This window comes from Castellaniella sp., from assembly GCF_036379515.1.
GTDB lineage: Bacteria > Pseudomonadota > Gammaproteobacteria > Burkholderiales > Burkholderiaceae_B > Castellaniella.
Genome location: NZ_DASVGN010000011.1, coordinates 47,328 through 64,651, shown reverse-complemented (window position 1 = coordinate 64,651; position 17,324 = coordinate 47,328). Strand labels below are relative to the sequence as shown.

Annotated in this window: 16 protein-coding genes and 1 riboswitch; of the genes, 7 read left to right on the top strand and 9 right to left on the bottom strand. The window is 62.6% G+C overall.

From position 1 onward, the window contains the following. Position 1: 1 nt before the first annotated feature. From VF285_RS03695 to VF285_RS03665, 7 genes are all read right to left on the bottom strand, one after another. Positions 2–1,648: an AMP-binding protein gene (locus VF285_RS03695; RefSeq protein WP_346951274.1), complete on the bottom strand. Its 1,647-nt coding sequence runs from the start codon at positions 1,646–1,648 to the stop codon at positions 2–4. A 23-nt stretch (positions 1,649–1,671) separates the two neighbouring features. Further along, complete coding sequence (locus VF285_RS03690; protein WP_346951273.1) at positions 1,672–2,022, bottom strand: DUF6285 domain-containing protein; 351 nt, start codon at positions 2,020–2,022, stop codon at positions 1,672–1,674. After that, positions 2,019–3,056: a phosphotransferase family protein gene (locus tag VF285_RS03685; protein ID WP_346951272.1), complete on the bottom strand. Its 1,038-nt coding sequence runs from the start codon at positions 3,054–3,056 to the stop codon at positions 2,019–2,021. The genes VF285_RS03690 and VF285_RS03685 overlap by 4 nt, the downstream gene beginning before the upstream one ends. Then, positions 3,043–4,257: an acyl-CoA dehydrogenase family protein gene (locus tag VF285_RS03680; RefSeq protein ID WP_346951271.1), complete on the bottom strand. Its 1,215-nt coding sequence runs from the start codon at positions 4,255–4,257 to the stop codon at positions 3,043–3,045. Before VF285_RS03680 ends, VF285_RS03685 begins: the two co-directional genes overlap by 14 nt. Before the next feature lie 12 nt (positions 4,258–4,269). After that, positions 4,270–5,037, bottom strand: coding sequence for an SDR family NAD(P)-dependent oxidoreductase (locus VF285_RS03675; protein ID WP_346951270.1), 768 nt, complete (start codon positions 5,035–5,037; stop codon positions 4,270–4,272). A 228-nt stretch (positions 5,038–5,265) separates the two neighbouring features. After that, on the bottom strand, positions 5,266–6,156 hold the full coding sequence (locus tag VF285_RS03670; RefSeq protein WP_346951269.1) for an acyltransferase: 891 nt from the start codon (positions 6,154–6,156) through the stop codon (positions 5,266–5,268). Beyond that, positions 6,153–7,007 (bottom strand): lysophospholipid acyltransferase family protein, encoded by an 855-nt coding sequence (locus VF285_RS03665; protein WP_346951268.1) that lies wholly within the window; start codon positions 7,005–7,007, stop codon positions 6,153–6,155. The genes VF285_RS03670 and VF285_RS03665 overlap by 4 nt, the downstream gene beginning before the upstream one ends. Before the next feature lie 221 nt (positions 7,008–7,228). On the opposite strand from VF285_RS03665, the gene metK reads away from it, so the two are divergent. The 4 genes from metK to metF all read left to right on the top strand — a co-directional run bounded on the left by metK (position 7,229) and on the right by metF (position 11,335). Next, positions 7,229–8,392: a methionine adenosyltransferase gene (metK, locus tag VF285_RS03660; RefSeq protein ID WP_346951267.1), complete on the top strand. Its 1,164-nt coding sequence runs from the start codon at positions 7,229–7,231 to the stop codon at positions 8,390–8,392. Positions 8,393–8,486: 94 nt separating this feature from the next. Next, positions 8,487–8,587: riboswitch (S-adenosyl-L-homocysteine riboswitch) on the top strand. Positions 8,588–8,651: 64 nt separating this feature from the next. After that, the gene (gene ahcY, locus VF285_RS03655) at positions 8,652–10,058 is read left to right on the top strand and encodes an adenosylhomocysteinase (protein WP_346951266.1); all 1,407 of its coding nucleotides are present in this window, start codon (positions 8,652–8,654) and stop codon (positions 10,056–10,058) included. A gap of 105 nt (positions 10,059–10,163) precedes the next feature. Next, positions 10,164–10,502 (top strand): phage holin family protein, encoded by a 339-nt coding sequence (locus tag VF285_RS03650; RefSeq protein WP_346951265.1) that lies wholly within the window; start codon positions 10,164–10,166, stop codon positions 10,500–10,502. After that, positions 10,499–11,335, top strand: a complete 837-nt coding sequence (gene metF, locus VF285_RS03645) for a methylenetetrahydrofolate reductase [NAD(P)H] (protein WP_346951264.1) — start codon at positions 10,499–10,501, stop codon at positions 11,333–11,335. Before VF285_RS03650 ends, metF begins: the two co-directional genes overlap by 4 nt. A gap of 4 nt (positions 11,336–11,339) precedes the next feature. Here the strand turns inward: metF and VF285_RS03640 are convergent, their stop codons facing one another. Next, entirely contained in the window at positions 11,340–11,969 is a 630-nt protein-coding gene (locus VF285_RS03640; protein WP_346951263.1) for a 5-formyltetrahydrofolate cyclo-ligase, read from the bottom strand. Positions 11,970–11,993: 24 nt separating this feature from the next. Between VF285_RS03640 and VF285_RS03635 the strand changes: the two genes are divergently transcribed. The 3 genes from VF285_RS03635 to murI are packed head-to-tail and all read left to right on the top strand — an operon-like array spanning position 11,994 to position 16,098. After that, positions 11,994–14,120, top strand: coding sequence for a lytic transglycosylase domain-containing protein (locus VF285_RS03635; protein ID WP_346951262.1), 2,127 nt, complete (start codon positions 11,994–11,996; stop codon positions 14,118–14,120). Next, entirely contained in the window at positions 14,117–15,220 is a 1,104-nt protein-coding gene (locus VF285_RS03630) for a CCA tRNA nucleotidyltransferase (protein ID WP_346951261.1), read from the top strand. The genes VF285_RS03635 and VF285_RS03630 overlap by 4 nt, the downstream gene beginning before the upstream one ends. Then, positions 15,220–16,098: a glutamate racemase gene (gene murI / locus VF285_RS03625; protein WP_346951260.1), complete on the top strand. Its 879-nt coding sequence runs from the start codon at positions 15,220–15,222 to the stop codon at positions 16,096–16,098. Before VF285_RS03630 ends, murI begins: the two co-directional genes overlap by 1 nt. Here the strand turns inward: murI and VF285_RS03620 are convergent. Further along, the gene (locus tag VF285_RS03620; protein ID WP_346951259.1) at positions 16,057–17,238 is read right to left on the bottom strand and encodes a class I SAM-dependent methyltransferase; all 1,182 of its coding nucleotides are present in this window, start codon (positions 17,236–17,238) and stop codon (positions 16,057–16,059) included. The two genes, murI and VF285_RS03620, sit on opposite strands and share 42 nt — an antisense overlap. Between the last annotated feature and the right edge of the window lie 86 nt (positions 17,239–17,324).

The following is a 17,324-nucleotide window of genomic DNA, read 5'->3' as shown; positions in this document are numbered from 1 at the left end:
ATCAGCGATGGGGGGTTCCTGGCGGTTGGCCTCGCACCTGATCTCTTAAGATGTTCTTGCGAATTTTACCGGTGGACGTTTTAGGTAATGCGCCGAAGACGACCTGTTTGGGGACCTTGAACGAGGCCATTCCTTTGCGGCAGAAGTCCACGATGTCCTGTTCACTGGTGGTCGGGGCGTCGTCCTTCAGGCAGACGAAAGCACAAGGGACTTCGCCCCAGTGGTCATCGGGCCGGGCGACTACGGCGGCTTCCAGCACCTGAGGATGGCGATACAGCACATCTTCGACTTCTTTGCTGGAGATGTTCTCGCCGCCCGAGATAATGATGTCTTTGGCTCGGTCCTTGACCTCGGCGTAGCCGTCGGGGTGCATAACCGCTAAATCGCCCGTGTGAAACCACCCGTCCTGGAAGGCCTTCCGGGTACTGGCTGGGTTTTTCAGGTAGCCCTTCATAAGGGTGTTGCCACGATGGACCAGCTCGCCCAAGGTTTTGCCGTCAGCGGGCACGGGGGCGCCGGTGGCGGCGTCGAGTACCTGGACGTCGTCCATGGCGTAAAGCCCGACGCCCTGGCGGGCCATTTTGGCGGACAGGTCGTCCAGATTCAAACTCTCCCACTCATTTTGCCAGACACAGACAGTCGAAGGACCGTAGCTTTCCGTCAGGCCATACAGGTGCGTGATTACAAACCCCACCTGGGCAGCCTTGGCAATGACGGCGTTGGGAGGTGCCGCGCCCCCCAAGGCAAACTGAACCTTTTCAGGCAGCACAATGTCGGCGCGGCTGAAGTCGTTGACCAGCAGGTTCAGTACGACTGGTGCGCCACACATATGGGTGATATGGTCATCACGCAAGTGAGCCAGTACAGTGTCGGACTGTACTTTGCGTAGACATACGTGGGTGCCGCCCACAGCCGTGATGGCCCAGGTGTAGCACCAGCCGTTGCAGTGGAACATGGGCAGGGTCCACAGGTAGACGGTGTCGGGCGTCATGTTGAACGCCATGGCGTTGCCCAGGCTCGACAAGTAGGCGCCCCTGTGGTGGTAGACGACCCCCTTGGGGTCGCCCGTGGTGCCCGAGGTGTAGCACAGTGAAATGGCATCCCACTCGCTGTGCGGCTTCTGCCAATTGAACTCGGGGCTGCCAGAGGCAATCAGTGCTTCATAGTCGTATGCCGCCATGCCCGGGGTCGCCGCCTGCCGGTGGGCGATCGCAATCAAGATAGGATGTTGGTCCAACCCCTGCAGGGCCTCAGCCACTAGAGGTTCGAATTCGGTGTCGTAGAGCAGTGCCCGCGCTTCGCCGTGCTGCAGAATGAAACGGATGGTCGCTGCGTCCAGGCGCGTGTTGAGAGCATTGAGCACGGCTCCCGCCATGGGGACGGAATAATGGCTTTCCAGCAGTTCGTGATTGTTGAAGCACAGCACCGATACGGTGTCGTTGCGGGCGATGCCCAGCGACTGCAGTGCGCTTGCCAGGCGCAGGCAGCGGTCATAGAACTGGGCGTAGGTGAGATTGCCGTCATCGTCCATGATGGCGATCTTTTGTGGGAAGACCCAGGCCGAACGTTTGAGAAAACTTAAGGGAGTCAGGGCTGAATAGTTGGCTTCCTGCGGGTCCAGATCAGTGTCGTACGGGTGGTTTGCCATGGAAGTCCCTTCCTTGGGGGAATTCAAGACTGCAAGTACTTGGGGTTGCTGAGTTCAAGCTTACTGCGCGTGAGCAGCATCAGGAGCGCGACGAGTGAAGGTCGGCTTTCATCGGTCAGTTTTCGCTCGCGGATCAAGCTGCAGAGGCTGCGCTCGTTCACGGGCAGATCATCGAAGCCGTAGGCATCCAGGAAGTCCGAGAGGGCTGCTGCGGTGTGGTCTTTGTACTGCAACTCGCGTGCCGCGATACCCATGGCGCGAGCTACCATGCGAGCCGTGTAGGCCTGATTCGGGGGAAGTGCAGGCAACAGCTGTTCCATCAAGGTGCGTCGGGCCTCGTGCAGCAGGGCAGCGCCGTCGGGCTGATTGATCATGATGTCGCTCCAGGGGGTGTTTGGGTGAGCCCTTCGATCTGTGTCAGCAGGTCGTATTCCATTTCGGGCACCATGCGTCCGGTCAGTGCAAGCTCTATCGAGGGTTCTTCACCTGAAAGGTGGCGTTGGGCCTGCTGCAACGCGACAACTGCCCAGCGAACCAGCCCCATGATTTCCCAGTACGCCACGGCGGATGCGTCTACGGGGCGGCCAGAGATGCGGGTGTAGCCTTTGAAGAGATCGGCCTTGTCTCCCAAGCCGCCCACCTCATGCACGGGGGCCCCGAAGCGCCAGCTTTTGCAGCAGAGCCATCCCAGATCTTCGTAAGGGTCACTCCAGGCTGCGAATTCCCAATCCAGAACCGCGGTCAGGCGGCCGTTCTGCACCATGTAGTTCCCGGTTCGAAAGTCGCAGTGGCAGAGCACCAAGTCGTGCGAGGTGGGTACGTGGTCGGTCAGCCAGTTCAGGGCCCAATCCAGCACCGGGTGCGGCTCGTCGATTTGTCGCAAGGCCTGTTGGTAGATGTGCACGCGGTGCAGGGCAGGTAATTCTTTGGGGATGGGAAGGAACGCCAGTTCGGGTAATGGCGGCCGCACGCGATGCAGGCGCGCCAGTTCTTCGCCTAGCCGTTGCGTCAGTGCCTGTGCCTGGCCAGCCGTGAGCGCATCTCGCAAAAAGGTTCGCGGAGCACTGGACCCTTCCGCCCGTTGCATGATGAAGAAATTGCGGCTCAGTACGGCGGGGTCTGTGCACAGCCACAGAGGCTCGGGGACTGTGAGCCCCGCTGCATGGGCTACCTTCAGGACATGAAACTCTTGGATTCGGTCCAGGCTGGAGGCAATGCGGGAAGGGGCGTCGCTACGGACGACGAGCCGGTGTTCCCCCGGATAAGTGCCGCCCGTCATGCGGACGGTCAGGGCGTAATTGTTCTGGATGGCGCCGCCTGTGAGCCTCGTGAATTCGACGACATCGACGGACTGCGCATTGCATTGATGGCTGAGGAACGTGGCCAGAGAGGATTCAGGTGTGGCCATGTGAGGCTCCCCACTGCCAAAAGGCGCTGCCCTGGGACAGCAATCGACGCGACAGCACCATTTTGTGGACTTCTGACGCCCCATCCACCAGGCGGGCCTGGCGCGCGTACCGGTAAATCCATTCAAGAGGCGTGTCGCGCGAATAGCCGCGCGCGCCGCAGAGCTGGATGGCCGTATCCACGGCCTTGTGCAGGACGTCGGCCACCGCCACTTTGGCCATGGACACTTCGGCTTGCGCGTAGTCGCCCTGATCGAGCTTCCAGGCAGCGTGCATGGTGAGCAGGCGTCCCGTGCGGATTTGCAGCGCCGCTTCACCCAGCATCCATTGGACACCCTCGTGATCGGCCAATGTCTGGCCAAAGGCCTGCCGTTGCGTGACGTAGTCGCTGGCGATCTCGAGCGAGCGGCGCGCCAGCCCCAGCCAACGCATGCAGTGCGTGAGCCGTGCGGGCCCTAGACGGATCTGCGTGACTTTGAGCCCGTCGCCCACCTCCATGAGCCGGTTTTCATCCGGGATGAGCAGGCCGTCGAAATGCAGTTCACAGTGCCCGCCGTGTTCTTCGGGGCCCATGATGGGGATGCGCCGCACGATCTTCCAGCCTGGGTCGTTTTTGTGGAACAGGAAGGCCGTCAGCCCTTTGCGCGTGTCGTCTGATGTGCGCGCCATCAGGATGAAGTGCTCGGCCACCCCCGCCCCTGTGATGAAATGCTTGACGCCCCGAATGCGCCAATGGTCGCCCTCGCGAGTGGCGCGTGTCTGCATCATCGATGGGTCCGACCCTGAGCCGGGAGCAGGTTCAGTCATGGCAAATGAAGAGCGCACGGCGCCATCGACGATGGGTTGCAGCCAGCGGTCCTTTTGTGCCGGTGTGGCGATTTTGTTCAGCACCATCATATTGCCATCGTCGGGAGCGGCGGAGTTGAACACCACAGGCCCGAAGATCGAACGGTTCATTTCTTCGTAGCAGGGCGCCATGTCGGCCATGCTCAGCCCCTGTCCACCCCGTTCGCGTGGCATTTGCAGGCACCAGAGACCCTGCGCACGTGCCTTGGCACGCAGCGATTGCAAGTGCGCTGGTTCTAGGTTCTCGTGCGCGTCGAACGCGGCCGGGGTTGCTTCGAGCGGAATAAGCTCGGTGTCTACGAATTGCCGAATGCGGGTGCAAAAATCCTGGGCGGTGTCGGAGAGGGTGAAATCCATGGGGATGACCGCTTATAGAGTGGATTGCAGGTGACCGCCGTCGACCACCAGTGAGGTGCCTGTCATGTAGGCGGAGGCTTCTGAGGCAAGGAGCAACAAGGGTCCGTCCAGGTCTTGCCCCTGGCCCAGTCGGCGCTGGGGAATGCGGCGGATCAGGGCGTGCCCGGCCTCGGTGGTGAAGAACTCGTGGTTCAGCTCGGTGTCTATGTAGCCGGGCGCCAAGGCATTGACGCGAATGTCATAGCGCGCCCATTCGAGAGCCAGGGCGCGTGTCATGTGCTCCAACCCGGCCTTGGACACGGTGTAGGGCATCACGTTGCCCGCCACGCGGTGGCCCAGGATGGAGGACACCAGGATGATGGACCCCGGATGTTTCGCCGCGACCAGGCGCTGCGCGATTTCACGGGCGGTCAGCCAGCAGCCTTTCAGGTTGACCGCGATGACACGGTCCCAATCCTCGACAGACAGATCGAGCGCTGGCTTGTGGGTAGCGATGCCGGCGGCACACACGGCGGTGTCGATGAGACCTGCACGCTGCTGGACCTCGTCCAGCCCATGGCGGAGGCTGTCGGCGTCGGCTACGTCCAGTGGCTGCACAAAGGTGGTGATGCCCGTCGTGGTCAGTGTTTCGGCCAACTGGTCCAGTGGCTCGCGATGGCGGCCCGAAAGAATGATTTGTGCGCCCGCCAGGCCCAGCGTGCGTGCAAAGTGCGCACCCAGGCCGCCCGACGCGCCCGTGATCAGGACAGTTTTGCCTGTCAGCCCGAATCTGTTGTCCATGCGCCCATCCCCTCTTGGAATAATTGTAGAACGATCGTTCTATTTATTCAATTTGCGAGTGCAGCAATGCGCTATCACTTCCGTGGGTGTGCGCGCTGCTGCCGTGCTGCACTCAAGCGGGCTGCCTGTCATTGGAGCAGATGGATGTGATTGAAGCCAATGAGGCTTTTGTGGCCCAGGCCTGTGCATTGGTGGTGGACAGGGGATCGCCGCGATTTTCGAGCGTCTTCAGTAAAACCCAGCCTCGCCCTCGGGTCGTGTCTTGAACCGGCGGTGTACCCAGTAGTATTGAGCGGGGTCGCGGCGGATTGCGTCCTCGATCAGGGTGTTCAGACGGGCGGTCGCGGCTTCCAGAGAATCGTCGCCGGGGAAATTGTCTATGACTGGTCCGATTTTCACGTGGTAGCGTCCCGTATCCAAGTCCAGATGCGTGATGGCCGGGATGACAACGGCGTTTCTGGCCTTCGCAATATGGGCAGTGGACAACAGGGTCGCGGCCTGAACGCCGAAGAACGGAACGAAGGCACTGCCCTCGCGGCCGAAGTCCATGTCGGGCAGGTAGTAGACGGGGATGCGCTTGCGCAGCAGGCGGATGAGTTCCCGTACGCCATCGTGGCGGCTGACCATATGCACGCGGTTGAAGCGGATGCGCCCCGCGAGCACGACCTCGTCTACATCAGGATCGCTCTGCCGCGTGTAAAAGGAGGCAGTCTCCTTCAGATACATCGCGATCCGAGTGGCGGCAGCGTCCAGGGCGACGAAGTGTGGGGCCAGCATCAGGACGGGCCGGTCTTGGGCGACCAGATCCTTCAGGAGTTCCCCTCCCTGAAGCTCTACCATGTCCTCGATGCGTGCCGGGTCGCCGAACCAGCACAGGCCTCGGTCGACGAAGGACTGGGCGAGCAGATGGAAATGGCGGCGTGCCAGCGCTTCGCGCGCCTGGGGGGTCAGATCGGGGAAGCAGAGTGCCAGATTCACTCGGACGATGTGAGCGCGGGAACGCAACAGCCGCGGGGTGAGCCACCCCAGAAACCGACCCCAGCGCAATCGCGTCGGTGTAGAACAGCGTCCAAAGTAGCCCAGTGCAGCGCGCAGCAGGGCCTTTTTGTCGAATTTCATGCGGATTCCTCTGGACGTGGTGGGGCGTTATCTGGCCATTTGTAGCGGTTGTAGCTCCACAAATATTGTTCAGGGAAACGCCGGATCAGGGCTTCCATGGCCTGATTGATGGCGGCTGCCAGGGTCTCGACTTCCGTGGGCATGGGTTCTGGAATCCGCAGGTAGTGCATGCGCCAGCCTTGTCCGCGTGGCAGACGTTCGGCTGCCCCGAGCAGGACGGGAGCCCCGGTCTGCAAGGCCAGTCGGGCTGCCAGGGTGATCGTGAGCGCCTGGCGGCCGAAAACGGGCAGCCAGATGCCATCGCCCTCACGGGGGACCTGGTCGGGCAGCATGCCGATGGCTTCGCCGCGCCGCAGGGCGCGCACGAATTCGCGTATGCCCTGGCGATTGGCCGGGACAGCCCGCATGTTGGGCATGTCGCGCGCGGATTCGATAATGGGATCGAGCAGGCGGCTGCGCGACGGCCGGAACATGACGGTGGTCGGCCCGTATTTGGTCATGTAGCGCGCGGTGATCTCGAAGCCGCCCAGGTGCGGCGTGAGGTACAGAATGCCACGATGCTCGCCGACAGCCTCTTGAGCGATACGTTCTTCTTCATCGCAGTAAACACGGGCCAGGCATTGTTCCGAACGCCACCAGATCTTGGGCATTTCCAGGATCATGGCCCCCGATTCAGCGGCTGCGCGGCGGGCGAATGCGGAGTCGGTGTAGCCTGCTTGTCGGGCGTTGGCCTGCAGGCGGCGACGATAGCGTCCCGGGAACAGATAGACGAGCAGCCCCAGGCCTCGGCCCAGTGATTGGAGCCAGGAAAGCGGCAAATAGGCGAGCAAACGAGCGAGAAACAGCAACATGAGGCGTGGAAATCCCTGTCTGTCAGGGTGGTTTCAGCATGGACGTGCCATTTTCGCCTAAAATGCAAGTGATCGCTGAGTTAACCGACAACTTGCGGAGCGATCTCCATGTCGGCAACGGCATGTCACCATCCGCTAAAGCGTCGCGCCCCGACTGAGGTGCAACGCGTTTCGTTCAACCTCGCATCGGTCGGACCGATGCACCTAAAGGACGCATCGCTGTGGCAAACAACGATTTTCTCTTTACTTCCGAATCTGTCTCCGAAGGTCACCCCGATAAGGTCGCTGACCAGATCTCCGACGCCATTCTCGACGCACTGCTGGCACAAGACCCCAATTCGCGGGTCGCAGCCGAAACCCTGTGCAATACGGGCTTGGTCGTATTGGCCGGTGAAATCACGACGCGGGCCAATGTGGATTACATCCAGGTCGCGCGCGACACCATCCGCAAGATTGGCTACGACAACACCGACTACGGCATCGACTACAAGGGCTGCGCGGTGCTGGTGGCCTACGACAAGCAATCGCCCGACATCGCCCAAGGCGTAGACCGCACCCCTGAAGAAATTCTCAATCAGGGCGCAGGCGATCAGGGCCTGATGTTTGGCTATGCCTGCGACGAAACTCCCGATCTCATGCCGGCCCCTATCTGGTATGCGCACCGCATCGTGCAGCGTCAGTCCGAGCTGCGCAAAGACGGGCGCCTGCCGTGGCTGCGCCCGGATGCCAAGTCGCAGGTCACTTTCCGCTATCTGAATGGCAAACCCGCCGAAGTCGACACCGTGGTGCTCTCCACACAGCACCATCCCGACATTTCTCAGGCCGAGATCCGCGATGCGGCCATCGAGCACATCATCCGCCCGGTCTTCCCCGAAGGGCTGATCACCGATCACACCAAGTTCCTCGTCAACCCCACGGGCAAGTTCGTAGTAGGTGGGCCGCAGGGCGATTGCGGCCTCACGGGGCGCAAGATCATCGTTGACACCTACGGTGGTGCCTGCCCGCACGGCGGTGGCGCTTTTTCGGGCAAAGACCCCTCAAAGGTCGACCGCTCAGCCGCGTACGCAGCACGTTATGTGGCCAAGAACATCGTGGCAGCCGGTTTGGCGCGTCAGTGCCAGATCCAGATCAGCTACGCCATCGGCGTGGCCGAGCCCATCAACATCACGGTCTACACCGAAGGCACAGGGATCATTCCCGACGAGCAGATTGCCCGCCTGATTCGCGAGCACTTCGATCTGCGCCCGCGCGGCATCATCGAAATGCTCGATCTCTTGCGCCCGATCTACGCCAAGTCGGCTGCCTACGGTCACTTTGGCCGCAGCGAACCCGAGTTCAGCTGGGAAGCCACCGACAAAGTACAGGTGCTGAAGGCCGCTGCCTGAGGTTGATTTTTCGCAATAGGCAGGCCAGCACGGGTTCGTTACGTGCTGGCCTGTTTTTGTGGGCTGGGGTGTTGCACAGGTATAATGTCCCTCCTTTCCTGAGGGGCGCTGCAGCGACCCCCGCTGGCTCGATTTCGGGTATGGCGGCGGGTTGCCAGGCTCAGGAACCTTCTTTACGAACGGCGTCCATCATTGTCCTGTGCGGGCAGCGGTGGGCTATCGCCAGATCCGTGTTCCGCGCAGGCTTACCAGGAACACTATGAGCACTGCACAAGATTACGCCGTTGCCGACATCACGCTGGCCGATTGGGGCCGCCGCGAGATCGCCATTGCTGAAACCGAAATGCCGGGCCTGATGGCCACCCGCGAAGAATTCGCGGCGGCGCAGCCTCTGAAGGGTGCGCGCATTGCGGGCAGCATCCACATGACCATCCAGACGGCGGTCCTGATCGAGACCCTGAAGGCACTGGGAGCCGAGGTTCGTTGGGCGTCCTGCAATATTTTCTCTACCCAGGATCACGCTGCGGCCGCTATTGCAGCCGGCGGCTCACCCGTGTTTGCCGTCAAGGGCGAATCCCTCGAAGACTACTGGCAGTACACGCACCGCATTTTCGAATGGTCGGGCGAACCCGCCAACATGATCCTCGATGATGGCGGCGACGCAACCTTGCTGCTGCATCTGGGCGCTCGCGCCGAAACCGATATTTCTGTGCTGGCGAACCCCACCAGCGAAGAAGAGCAGGTGCTCTTTGCTGCCATCAAAGCGCGTCTGTCCAAGGACCCGCACTGGTATTCCAGCCGTCTGTCGCACATCAAGGGCGTGACCGAAGAAACCACCACGGGCGTGCATCGTCTCTATCAGATGTCCAAGCGTGGCGAGCTCAAGGTTCCCGCCATCAACGTCAACGACTCGGTCACCAAGTCCAAGTTCGACAACTTGTATGGTTGCCGCGAATCGCTGGTCGATGGCATCAAGCGCGCGACTGACGTCATGGTGGCGGGCAAGATTGCAGTGGTGTGCGGGTTTGGCGACGTGGGCAAGGGTTGCGCACAGGCGCTGGTCGCGCTGCGCGCCCAGGTCTGGGTCACCGAAGCCGACCCCATTTGCGCGCTGCAAGCCGCCATGGGAGGCTACCGCGTGGTCGATCTGAGCGACGCGGGCGTAGTCGAGCAGGCCGACATCTTCGTGACGGCCACCGGCAACTTCCACGTGATTGGGCGCGATCATCTGTATCGCATGAAAGACCAGGCCATCGTCTGCAACATCGGTCACTTCGACAGTGAAATCGACGTGGCGTCGGTTGAAGACCTGCGCTGGGAAGAAATCAAGCCGCAAGTCGATCACATCATTTTCCCGGATGGCAAGCGCATCATTCTGCTGGCCAAGGGCCGTCTGGTGAATCTGGGCTGCGCGACGGGGCACCCCTCATTTGTGATGTCGGCTTCGTTCACCAACCAGACCTTGGCGCAGATCGAGCTCTTCACGCGCGGCGAGCACTACAAGACGGGTCAGGTTTACGTGCTGCCCAAGCAGCTGGATGAAAAGGTAGCCCGCTTGCATCTGAAGAAGCTTGGCGCGCGCCTGACGACCATGACGCAAAAGCAGGCCGATTACATCGGCGTGCCGGTGGCTGGTCCGTACAAGTCCGAGATGTATCGCTATTGATGTTGTCGTCCGTGCCGGCTCATGTGGGCTGGCACGGGTTTTCTGGGTGCCTTGTGAGTCTGCGTTGATGCGTCTCACCGGGCATCTTCTGTCTGGGAGCTTCACATGACTCTGCTGCTTCTCTGGATCTTGAACGCGGTTGCGCTGCTGGTCGTTGCCTATATTCTGCCCGGGATCTCCGTGTCCTCTTTTGGGTCCGCGCTCATTGCGGCCCTGGTGTTGGGGCTGCTCAATGCGGTCGTGAAGCCGCTGCTCATCCTGCTGACCTTGCCGCTCACCGTGGTGACGCTGGGCTTGTTCCTGCTCGTCATCAATGCCTTGGTCTTCTGGCTTGCGGGGTCCATCTTGCGAGGCTTCCAGGTCGACGGTTTCTGGTGGGCCGTGATCGGCGCCCTCATCTACAGTATCGTGTCCACCGCCTTGTCGGGATTGCTGCTTTCATGAACTCTACCCAGACGCTCAGTCTCGAATATTTCCCGCCGCGCGATATCGCGGCGCAAGAACGCCTGGTGCGTTCGGCCAAGCGCCTGGCCGCGCTCAACCCTGCGTACGTCAGCGTCACCTTCGGCGCTGGGGGCTCCACGCGAGCCGGTACGGTCGATGCCGTGCAGATGCTGCAGAACCTTGGGTCCGAGGTGGCACCTCACCTGTCGTGCATGGGCGCGAGCCTGGCCGATTTGACGGCCATTCTGGATGATTACCAGGCGCGCGGAATTCGCCGGCTGGTCGCCTTGCGGGGCGACATGCCTTCGGGCATGGGCGGCGACACGGGGGCGCTGCATCACGCAAGCGAGCTCGTGGCTTTCGTCCGCGAGCATTATGGCGATCATTTTCACATCGAGGTGGCCGCTTATCCCGAGATGCACCCGCAGGCGCAGAGTGTCGAGCACGACCTGCAGCATTTTCTGGCCAAGGTGCAGGCTGGTGCCAATGGCGCCATCACCCAGTATTTCTTCAATCCCGACGCGTACTTCCACTTCGTGGATCGTGTACGGGCAGCCGGTGTCGAGATCCCGATTACGCCGGGCATCATGCCGGTGACCAACTATGCCCAGTTGGCGCGTTTTTCCGAAATGTGCGGTGCCGAGATCCCGCGCTGGATGCGTCTGCGCCTGCAGGCATTTGGCGATGACAGGGCGTCGATCCGGGCATTTGGCATCGACGTGATCACCACCTTGGTGGCCCGCCTGCTGGAGCAGGGCGCACCAGGCGTGCATTTTTATACCTTGAACCACGCCGACGCCGTCGCGCAGATCTGCGCGAATCTGGACCTCTGATCGATTACAGATCTTTGGCGGGCACGGCCCAGCCCTTGTCCGTGAGGACGCAGTCCAGTCGCACGTCATGCGCGGCAGGGGTGTAGGCCTCCTGGCTCAGATCCCCGCAAGCCCAGGCGACGCCCACCGTGGTGAGCGGGTGGCCGCTGGACTTGAGGGCGGCCAGGGTGCGGTCGTAGTAGCCGCCGCCATAGCCCAGGCGGTCTCCCTTGCGGGTGAAGCCCAGCGTAGGCACCAGGATGACGTCCGGCACCTTGACTTCAGGGCCTTCCGGTTCCTGAATCCCGTAGGCGCCCGTGCGCATTGGGGCTTCGAGGTCCCACTCGCGAAAGACCAGGGGCTCACCCGGCCCAGTGACTACGGGTAAAGACACCGTCAGCGATTCGTCCAGCGCCCATTGGGTGAGGAGGGGCTGAAGTTCAGGCTCTTCGGCCATGGACCAGAAAGCCGCGATGTGCCGCACGTCGGGGCGTCCGGATTCGCGCAACCGCGTGCGGTTGGTGGCCAGCCAGGTAAACAGACGCCCGCGAATCAGCAGGGCGCCCCGGTCTTTGTCTTGCGCAGACATCTCGCGGCGGCGTGCTTTGAGTTTCGTCCTAAGGGGGACTGCGGTATCCTGTGCGTTCTGATTCATGTGTGGGTTTGGTGAAGGTAGACAATGGGCTTGGCTGACATTCTAAGGGATCGCCAGAAGACGCTCCCTGTGTTCTCAGTGGCCCGTGAGGTCAGCCGACACCTGATCACTTGTGGTGTGATGGGGCTTTCGCTCACGCTGGCCGGCTGCGCCGGGGCGCAGGCGCCCACGGCGTCTGAGCAGCAGGCGGGCGAAGCTCTCCCTGAAGTGGCGGCCGAGCAGGCGCACGATGACGGTCCGGCGCCCGCGGTGCGGGCCTACGTGCCTCCCACCGTGCCGCCGGCCGCGCGCCAGGCGGTACTCGATGCCTACGAGGCCGTTCGCAGAGGGCAATGGCCCACACTGGATATCCTGGTGCGGGCAGCAGCGCCCGATCCGGTACTGGGCATGTACCCCCAGTATTGGTCGTTGCAGCATCAGTTGCAGGTAGGCACGATGCCCTTGCCGCAGGCTGCGCTGCAGAAGTTCCTGGCCGATCACCCGGGTTCGTATCTTTCCACTCAGCTGAGTCAGCAATGGATACTTGCTGCCGTACATGGCGGCGATTACGCCCAGGCGCTGCGCATCCTGATGGGCCCCAAGCTGCCCTCGCGTGTCCAGTGCGCGTTGATGCTGGCGCGGCACATGACGGGCCAGCGTACCAAGGCAGCCGAATTTCTCAAGATCTACCAGCCCAACAGCGATTGCTGGAGCCTGCTTGACCAGCTGTCAGCCGATCACGTGCTCAGCCGCAAAGAGCTCAACGGTCTGCTGCGTGACACGCTCGAATCCGGAAAGACGGCACAGATCAATCGGGTGGCGGCAGCCGTTTTCAGCGATGCCGGCATGGTGCAGTTTGCGGCCCTCATGAAAGATCCGCGCCGCTGGCTGGAATCACATGATCAACCGCGTGGTTCGGAAGGCTTCGAACTCGCCGAAATCGCGCTTTCGCGCCTGGCGCGCAGCAGCGATCGCGACGAGGCCGCACAGTACATCCGCAGCAACTGGGCCAAGAAAATCCCGCCTGCGGATCTGCAATGGGTCTGGGGGCAGTTCGGCCTGGTGGCCGCCTTGCAGGTGGACCCCGCGGCCGCGCGCTGGTATCGGGATTCCGGCCCCGTACCCATGACCGACTTCAACCATGCCTGGCAGGTACGGGCCGAGCTGCGTGTTGCGCCCATCGATTGGAATCGGGTCGCGGACGCCATTCGCAAGATGACGGCACAACAGGCTGATGAGCCCGTCTGGCGCTACTGGTATGGCCGCGCGCTGGCCGCACAAGGCAACCAGAAGGCCGCGCAGCAGTATTTTGAATCCATCTCCAAGGACCTCAGCTTCTACGGCCAGCTGGCTGATGATGCTTTGGGGAGGCCGCTCTATATGCCGCCGCAGCCGGCCCCCATTGCCGCTGGTTGGGTTGCCCAGGCGCAGTCCAATCCCGATCTGGAACGGGCCGTGACCCTGTTTGGCTTGGGGTGGCGCAAGCAGGCGGTACCCGAGTGGGTCTATGCCTTGCAGGGCATGGATGATTCACAGCTGCGGGGTGCCGCCGAGTTCGCCCGCCAGCAGCGGCTCTATGACCGGGTGGTGAACACCTCGCTGCTCACCAAGCATGTGGTCGATTTCAGTCAGCGCTTCATTGCGCCTTTTGAAGGACGGGTGGCGGCCAAGGCCGATGCCATTCATCTGGACCCGGCCTGGGTGTATGGCCTCATTCGCCAGGAATCGCGCTTCATCACAGACGCGCGTTCGGGCGTGGGGGCTTCCGGCCTGATGCAGCTCATGCCGGCCACGGCACGCTGGGTGGCGCGCAAGATCGGCATGCAGGGGTTTCAACCTACCGACGTCAATGATTTTGACACCAACACCATTCTGGGCACGAACTACCTGAGCATGGTGCTGCAAGGGGTGGGGGGCTCTGAACTGTTGGCCACGGCGGGCTATAACGCCGGCCCGGCCCGCCCCAAGCGCTGGCGCGCCGCATTGCTGGCACCAGTTGAAGGCGCCGTGTTTGCCGAGACCATTCCTTTTACTGAAACCCGGCTCTATGTGAAGAACGTGCTGTCGAACACGGTGTATTACGCCGCGCTTTTCACCGGTCAGCCGCAATCGCTCAAGGCGCGCCTGGGTACGATCAGCCCTACCGCCGACACACCCACCAATCTGCCATGAGCGCTCACGAAGACGCCGCTACCCGAGGTCTGCAGGTCTACATCGTGGGGGGAGCGGTGCGCGACGCGCTGCTGGGGTTGCCGGCCGGCGATCGTGACTGGGTGGTGGTCGGAGCCACGCCCGAAATCATGTCGGCGCGGGGCTTTACGCCGGTGGGTGGGGATTTTCCGGTGTTTCTGCACCCGCAGACCCATGAGGAATACGCGCTGGCGCGCACCGAACGCAAATCGGGTCGCGGCTATCACGGCTTCGTGTTTCACGCGGGTCAGGACGTGACGCTGGACGATGACTTGCGCCGGCGTGATCTGACCGTGAATGCCATTGCCCGCGCGGCGGATGGCAAGCTGGTGGACCCCCTGGGGGGCGTGGCCGATCTGCACGCCAAAGTGCTGCGCCACGTGGGGCCGGCTTTTGTCGAAGATCCCGTGCGCCTGCTGCGGCTTGCTCGTTTTGCGGCGCGGTTTGCCGATTTTTCCATTGCACCTGAAACCCTCGCTTTGTGCCGCGAATTGGTGCTGCGCGGCGAAGTCGATGCCTTGGTCCCCGAGCGGGTCTGGCAGGAATTCGCCAAAGGGCTCATGACGGCGCATCCCGGGCGCATGTTCGACGTGCTTGCTCAATGCGGCGCCCTGGAGCGTGTGGCGCCTGACCTGGCATGGAGTGCCGAGCTGTCTTGCGGGCTCTCTCGCGCAGTGGCAGGGCAGCTTGATCTCGCCCAGCGGTACGCACTGCTGTGCCGTGGCTCCGCGGCGGAGCTGCAAAACCATATGCGTGCGCCGTCGGTCTGTCGCGAGATGGCGCGGCTGCTGCCGGACATGGTGGCGCGCTTGCCCGCTGCGGATGCCCGCGTCGCCGATACCCCCGAGGCCTGGTTGCAAGTGTTCGAATCGTGCGATGCGTTGCGTCGGCCCGATCGTTGCCTGGGCCTGTTGCAGGCGGCGGCCTGCGTGCAGGTCGTGGACCTTGCGGCCTGGCAGGCCCGGTTGCAGACGGTCCGTGCCATCGATGCAGGGGCCGTGGCCCGTGCCGCCGGTGGGGATGTGGGCAGAATTCGCGAGGCTTTGCGGGCGGCCCGGCTGCAGGCCTTGGGGCGTCTGTGATGGCCAGGGACTCTGTCTTGGGTGATCCCGGCCAGCCTGTCCTGGTGTTTGATTCTGGTATTGGCGGGCTTACCGTGCTGCGCGAAGCCCGCGTGTTGATGCCGGAGCGCCGCTTCGTCTACGTGGCCGATGATGGCGGGTTCCCGTATGGCGCATGGCCTGCGTCTGCGCTCAGGGCCCGCCTGCTCGCGTTGTTTGGCGAACTGCTGCAAGCCCACCGGCCTGTGCTCTGCATCGTGGCCTGCAATACGGCGTTCACGCTGGCCGGTGCTGACTTGCGGGCTGCGTTCCCGGACATGGCTTTCGTGGGCACGGTGCCGGCCATCAAGCCGGCCGCCGAGCGCACCCGCTCCGGCCTGGTATCCGTACTGGCCACGCCTGGAACCGTGCACCGTGAGTACACACGCAGGCTGATTCAGTCCTACGCGGGGCGTTGTACAGTGAATCTGGTGGGGTCTTCCGTGCTGGCAGGGGTGGCTGAAGCCTATGTGCGAGGCGAGTCCCTGGATGAGGTCCAGGTGAGAACCGAGATCCAGCCCTGTTTCGTGGAGCAGGCGGGGCGCTGCACCGACATCGTGGTCCTGGGATGTACCCATTACCCATTTTTGGTGAACGTGTTTCGGCGTCTTGCCCCTTGGCCCGTGGACTGGCTGGACCCCGCTGAAGCCATTGCCCGTCGGGCACGCAGCCTGTTGCCCCGTCAGGCGGATGCCTTGCACCCGGCGGATGATGATGAAGCCGTCTTCACGCGAGGTACGCCTGATTTTGCCACCCGGCGGCTCATGAACAGCTTTGGATTGAAGATCGCGGCCATTGAACGGCGTGCGCTGCCGGAGTCAGAGTCGGTCGCGGCGATCTCCGCGCGTGAAGCCTCGTAAGGGGGGGTTGATCCCGCGCCCTACGGCCAGCACCTTGAAGAGCTCGCCCATTTCGGCCTCGGAAAGCAAAGTGTTGAGCGTCGTGAGCTGACGCGCCCGCTGTGCGGGGTCTTCGCCAGGAGCATTGACCAGGTCCAGCAGCCCTGCGTTCATCAGAAAACGCGCCTGTGACGTAAAGCCCAGCACTTCCAGTCCGCCATCCAGTGCTGCATCGGCCATGGCCGTGAAGTCCACGTGTGTGGTCAGATCCTGCAGCCCGGCCAGCACCAGCGGTTGGTCGTGCGCGTGGTGGCGGAAGTGACACATGAGTGTGCCTTGTGCGCGTTGCGGGTGGTAGTACTCCGCCTGCGGAAAGCCGTAATCGATGAGCAGTGCGGCCCCTTTTTCGAGCCATAGACCCAGGTGGCGCACCCAGGCTTCGGCCTGCAGATTGAGTTCGGAGCGGTATCCCGGCAGAGCGGGCATGCGGGCCTTGATGGCCGCCGCCGTCCCCGGAGGCGCTTCGTGCAACACCCAACGAAAGGGTGCCAATGCTCCGGGACGCGCATCGAGCGCCACGCCCAGGATGGCGGGGTCGCCTTCGTCGGTCCACTGGAACAGGATGGCTGGCATGGCGTCCAGCACCTCGTTGGCCAGCACACAGCCGCTGAAGGCGGCAGGGAGTGCATCCAGCCACTGGACCTGATCGGCCCAGGCGGTTAGGCGTGCCTGCTGGCGCGCCCGCAGATCGGCCGACAGCTCCAGAATCTGGTACTGCACGCGAATGCCCAGGCTGTTCAGCGCCGGGATCAAGGCTGCGGCCAGTGCGCCCGAGCCTGCCCCGAATTCAAGGACGGATTGCGTCTGGCTGGCCGCGAGGACGTCTGCCACCTGATGTGCGAGGGCTTGTCCAAAGAGCGGGCTGGTCTCGGGCGCCGTGGTGAAATCGCCTTCGTGATGCAGTTTGATGCTGCCTGCACTGTAATACCCCAGACCCGGCTCATACAGAGCGGCTTGCATCCAATGCTCGAAGGGCAGCCAGCCGCCCGCCGCACGGATGCGTTCCGTGAGCATGGCCTGCACGCGGGCACCGTGGGCCAGTGTATCGTTGTCCGGAGCCGGCAAGCCGGCAGGCAGGTGAATGGGAGGCAGAGCAGTCATGGGCGAAAGCATAGCAGGGGTGTGTGTCAAGTTCCGCTGAACAGGCATGCACGACCTCTTTTGGGTAGCTCGTTTCGATCTCTAAA

Coding starts and splice junctions, on each gene's coding strand:
- murI (WP_346951260.1), top strand. CDS start 15,220: ATGGCCAGGGACTCTGTCTTGGGTGATCCCGGCCAGCCTGTCCTGGTG.
- VF285_RS03620 (WP_346951259.1), bottom strand. CDS start 17,238: ATGACTGCTCTGCCTCCCATTCACCTGCCTGCCGGCTTGCCGGCTCCG.
- VF285_RS03695 (WP_346951274.1), bottom strand. CDS start 1,648: ATGGCAAACCACCCGTACGACACTGATCTGGACCCGCAGGAAGCCAAC.
- VF285_RS03635 (WP_346951262.1), top strand. CDS start 11,994: ATGGGCTTGGCTGACATTCTAAGGGATCGCCAGAAGACGCTCCCTGTG.
- VF285_RS03675 (WP_346951270.1), bottom strand. CDS start 5,037: ATGGACAACAGATTCGGGCTGACAGGCAAAACTGTCCTGATCACGGGC.
- ahcY (WP_346951266.1), top strand. CDS start 8,652: ATGAGCACTGCACAAGATTACGCCGTTGCCGACATCACGCTGGCCGAT.
- VF285_RS03630 (WP_346951261.1), top strand. CDS start 14,117: ATGAGCGCTCACGAAGACGCCGCTACCCGAGGTCTGCAGGTCTACATC.
- VF285_RS03690 (WP_346951273.1), bottom strand. CDS start 2,022: ATGATCAATCAGCCCGACGGCGCTGCCCTGCTGCACGAGGCCCGACGC.
- VF285_RS03670 (WP_346951269.1), bottom strand. CDS start 6,156: ATGAAATTCGACAAAAAGGCCCTGCTGCGCGCTGCACTGGGCTACTTT.
- VF285_RS03640 (WP_346951263.1), bottom strand. CDS start 11,969: ATGAATCAGAACGCACAGGATACCGCAGTCCCCCTTAGGACGAAACTC.
- metF (WP_346951264.1), top strand. CDS start 10,499: ATGAACTCTACCCAGACGCTCAGTCTCGAATATTTCCCGCCGCGCGAT.
- VF285_RS03680 (WP_346951271.1), bottom strand. CDS start 4,257: ATGGATTTCACCCTCTCCGACACCGCCCAGGATTTTTGCACCCGCATT.
- VF285_RS03665 (WP_346951268.1), bottom strand. CDS start 7,007: ATGTTGCTGTTTCTCGCTCGTTTGCTCGCCTATTTGCCGCTTTCCTGG.
- VF285_RS03685 (WP_346951272.1), bottom strand. CDS start 3,056: ATGGCCACACCTGAATCCTCTCTGGCCACGTTCCTCAGCCATCAATGC.
- VF285_RS03650 (WP_346951265.1), top strand. CDS start 10,164: ATGACTCTGCTGCTTCTCTGGATCTTGAACGCGGTTGCGCTGCTGGTC.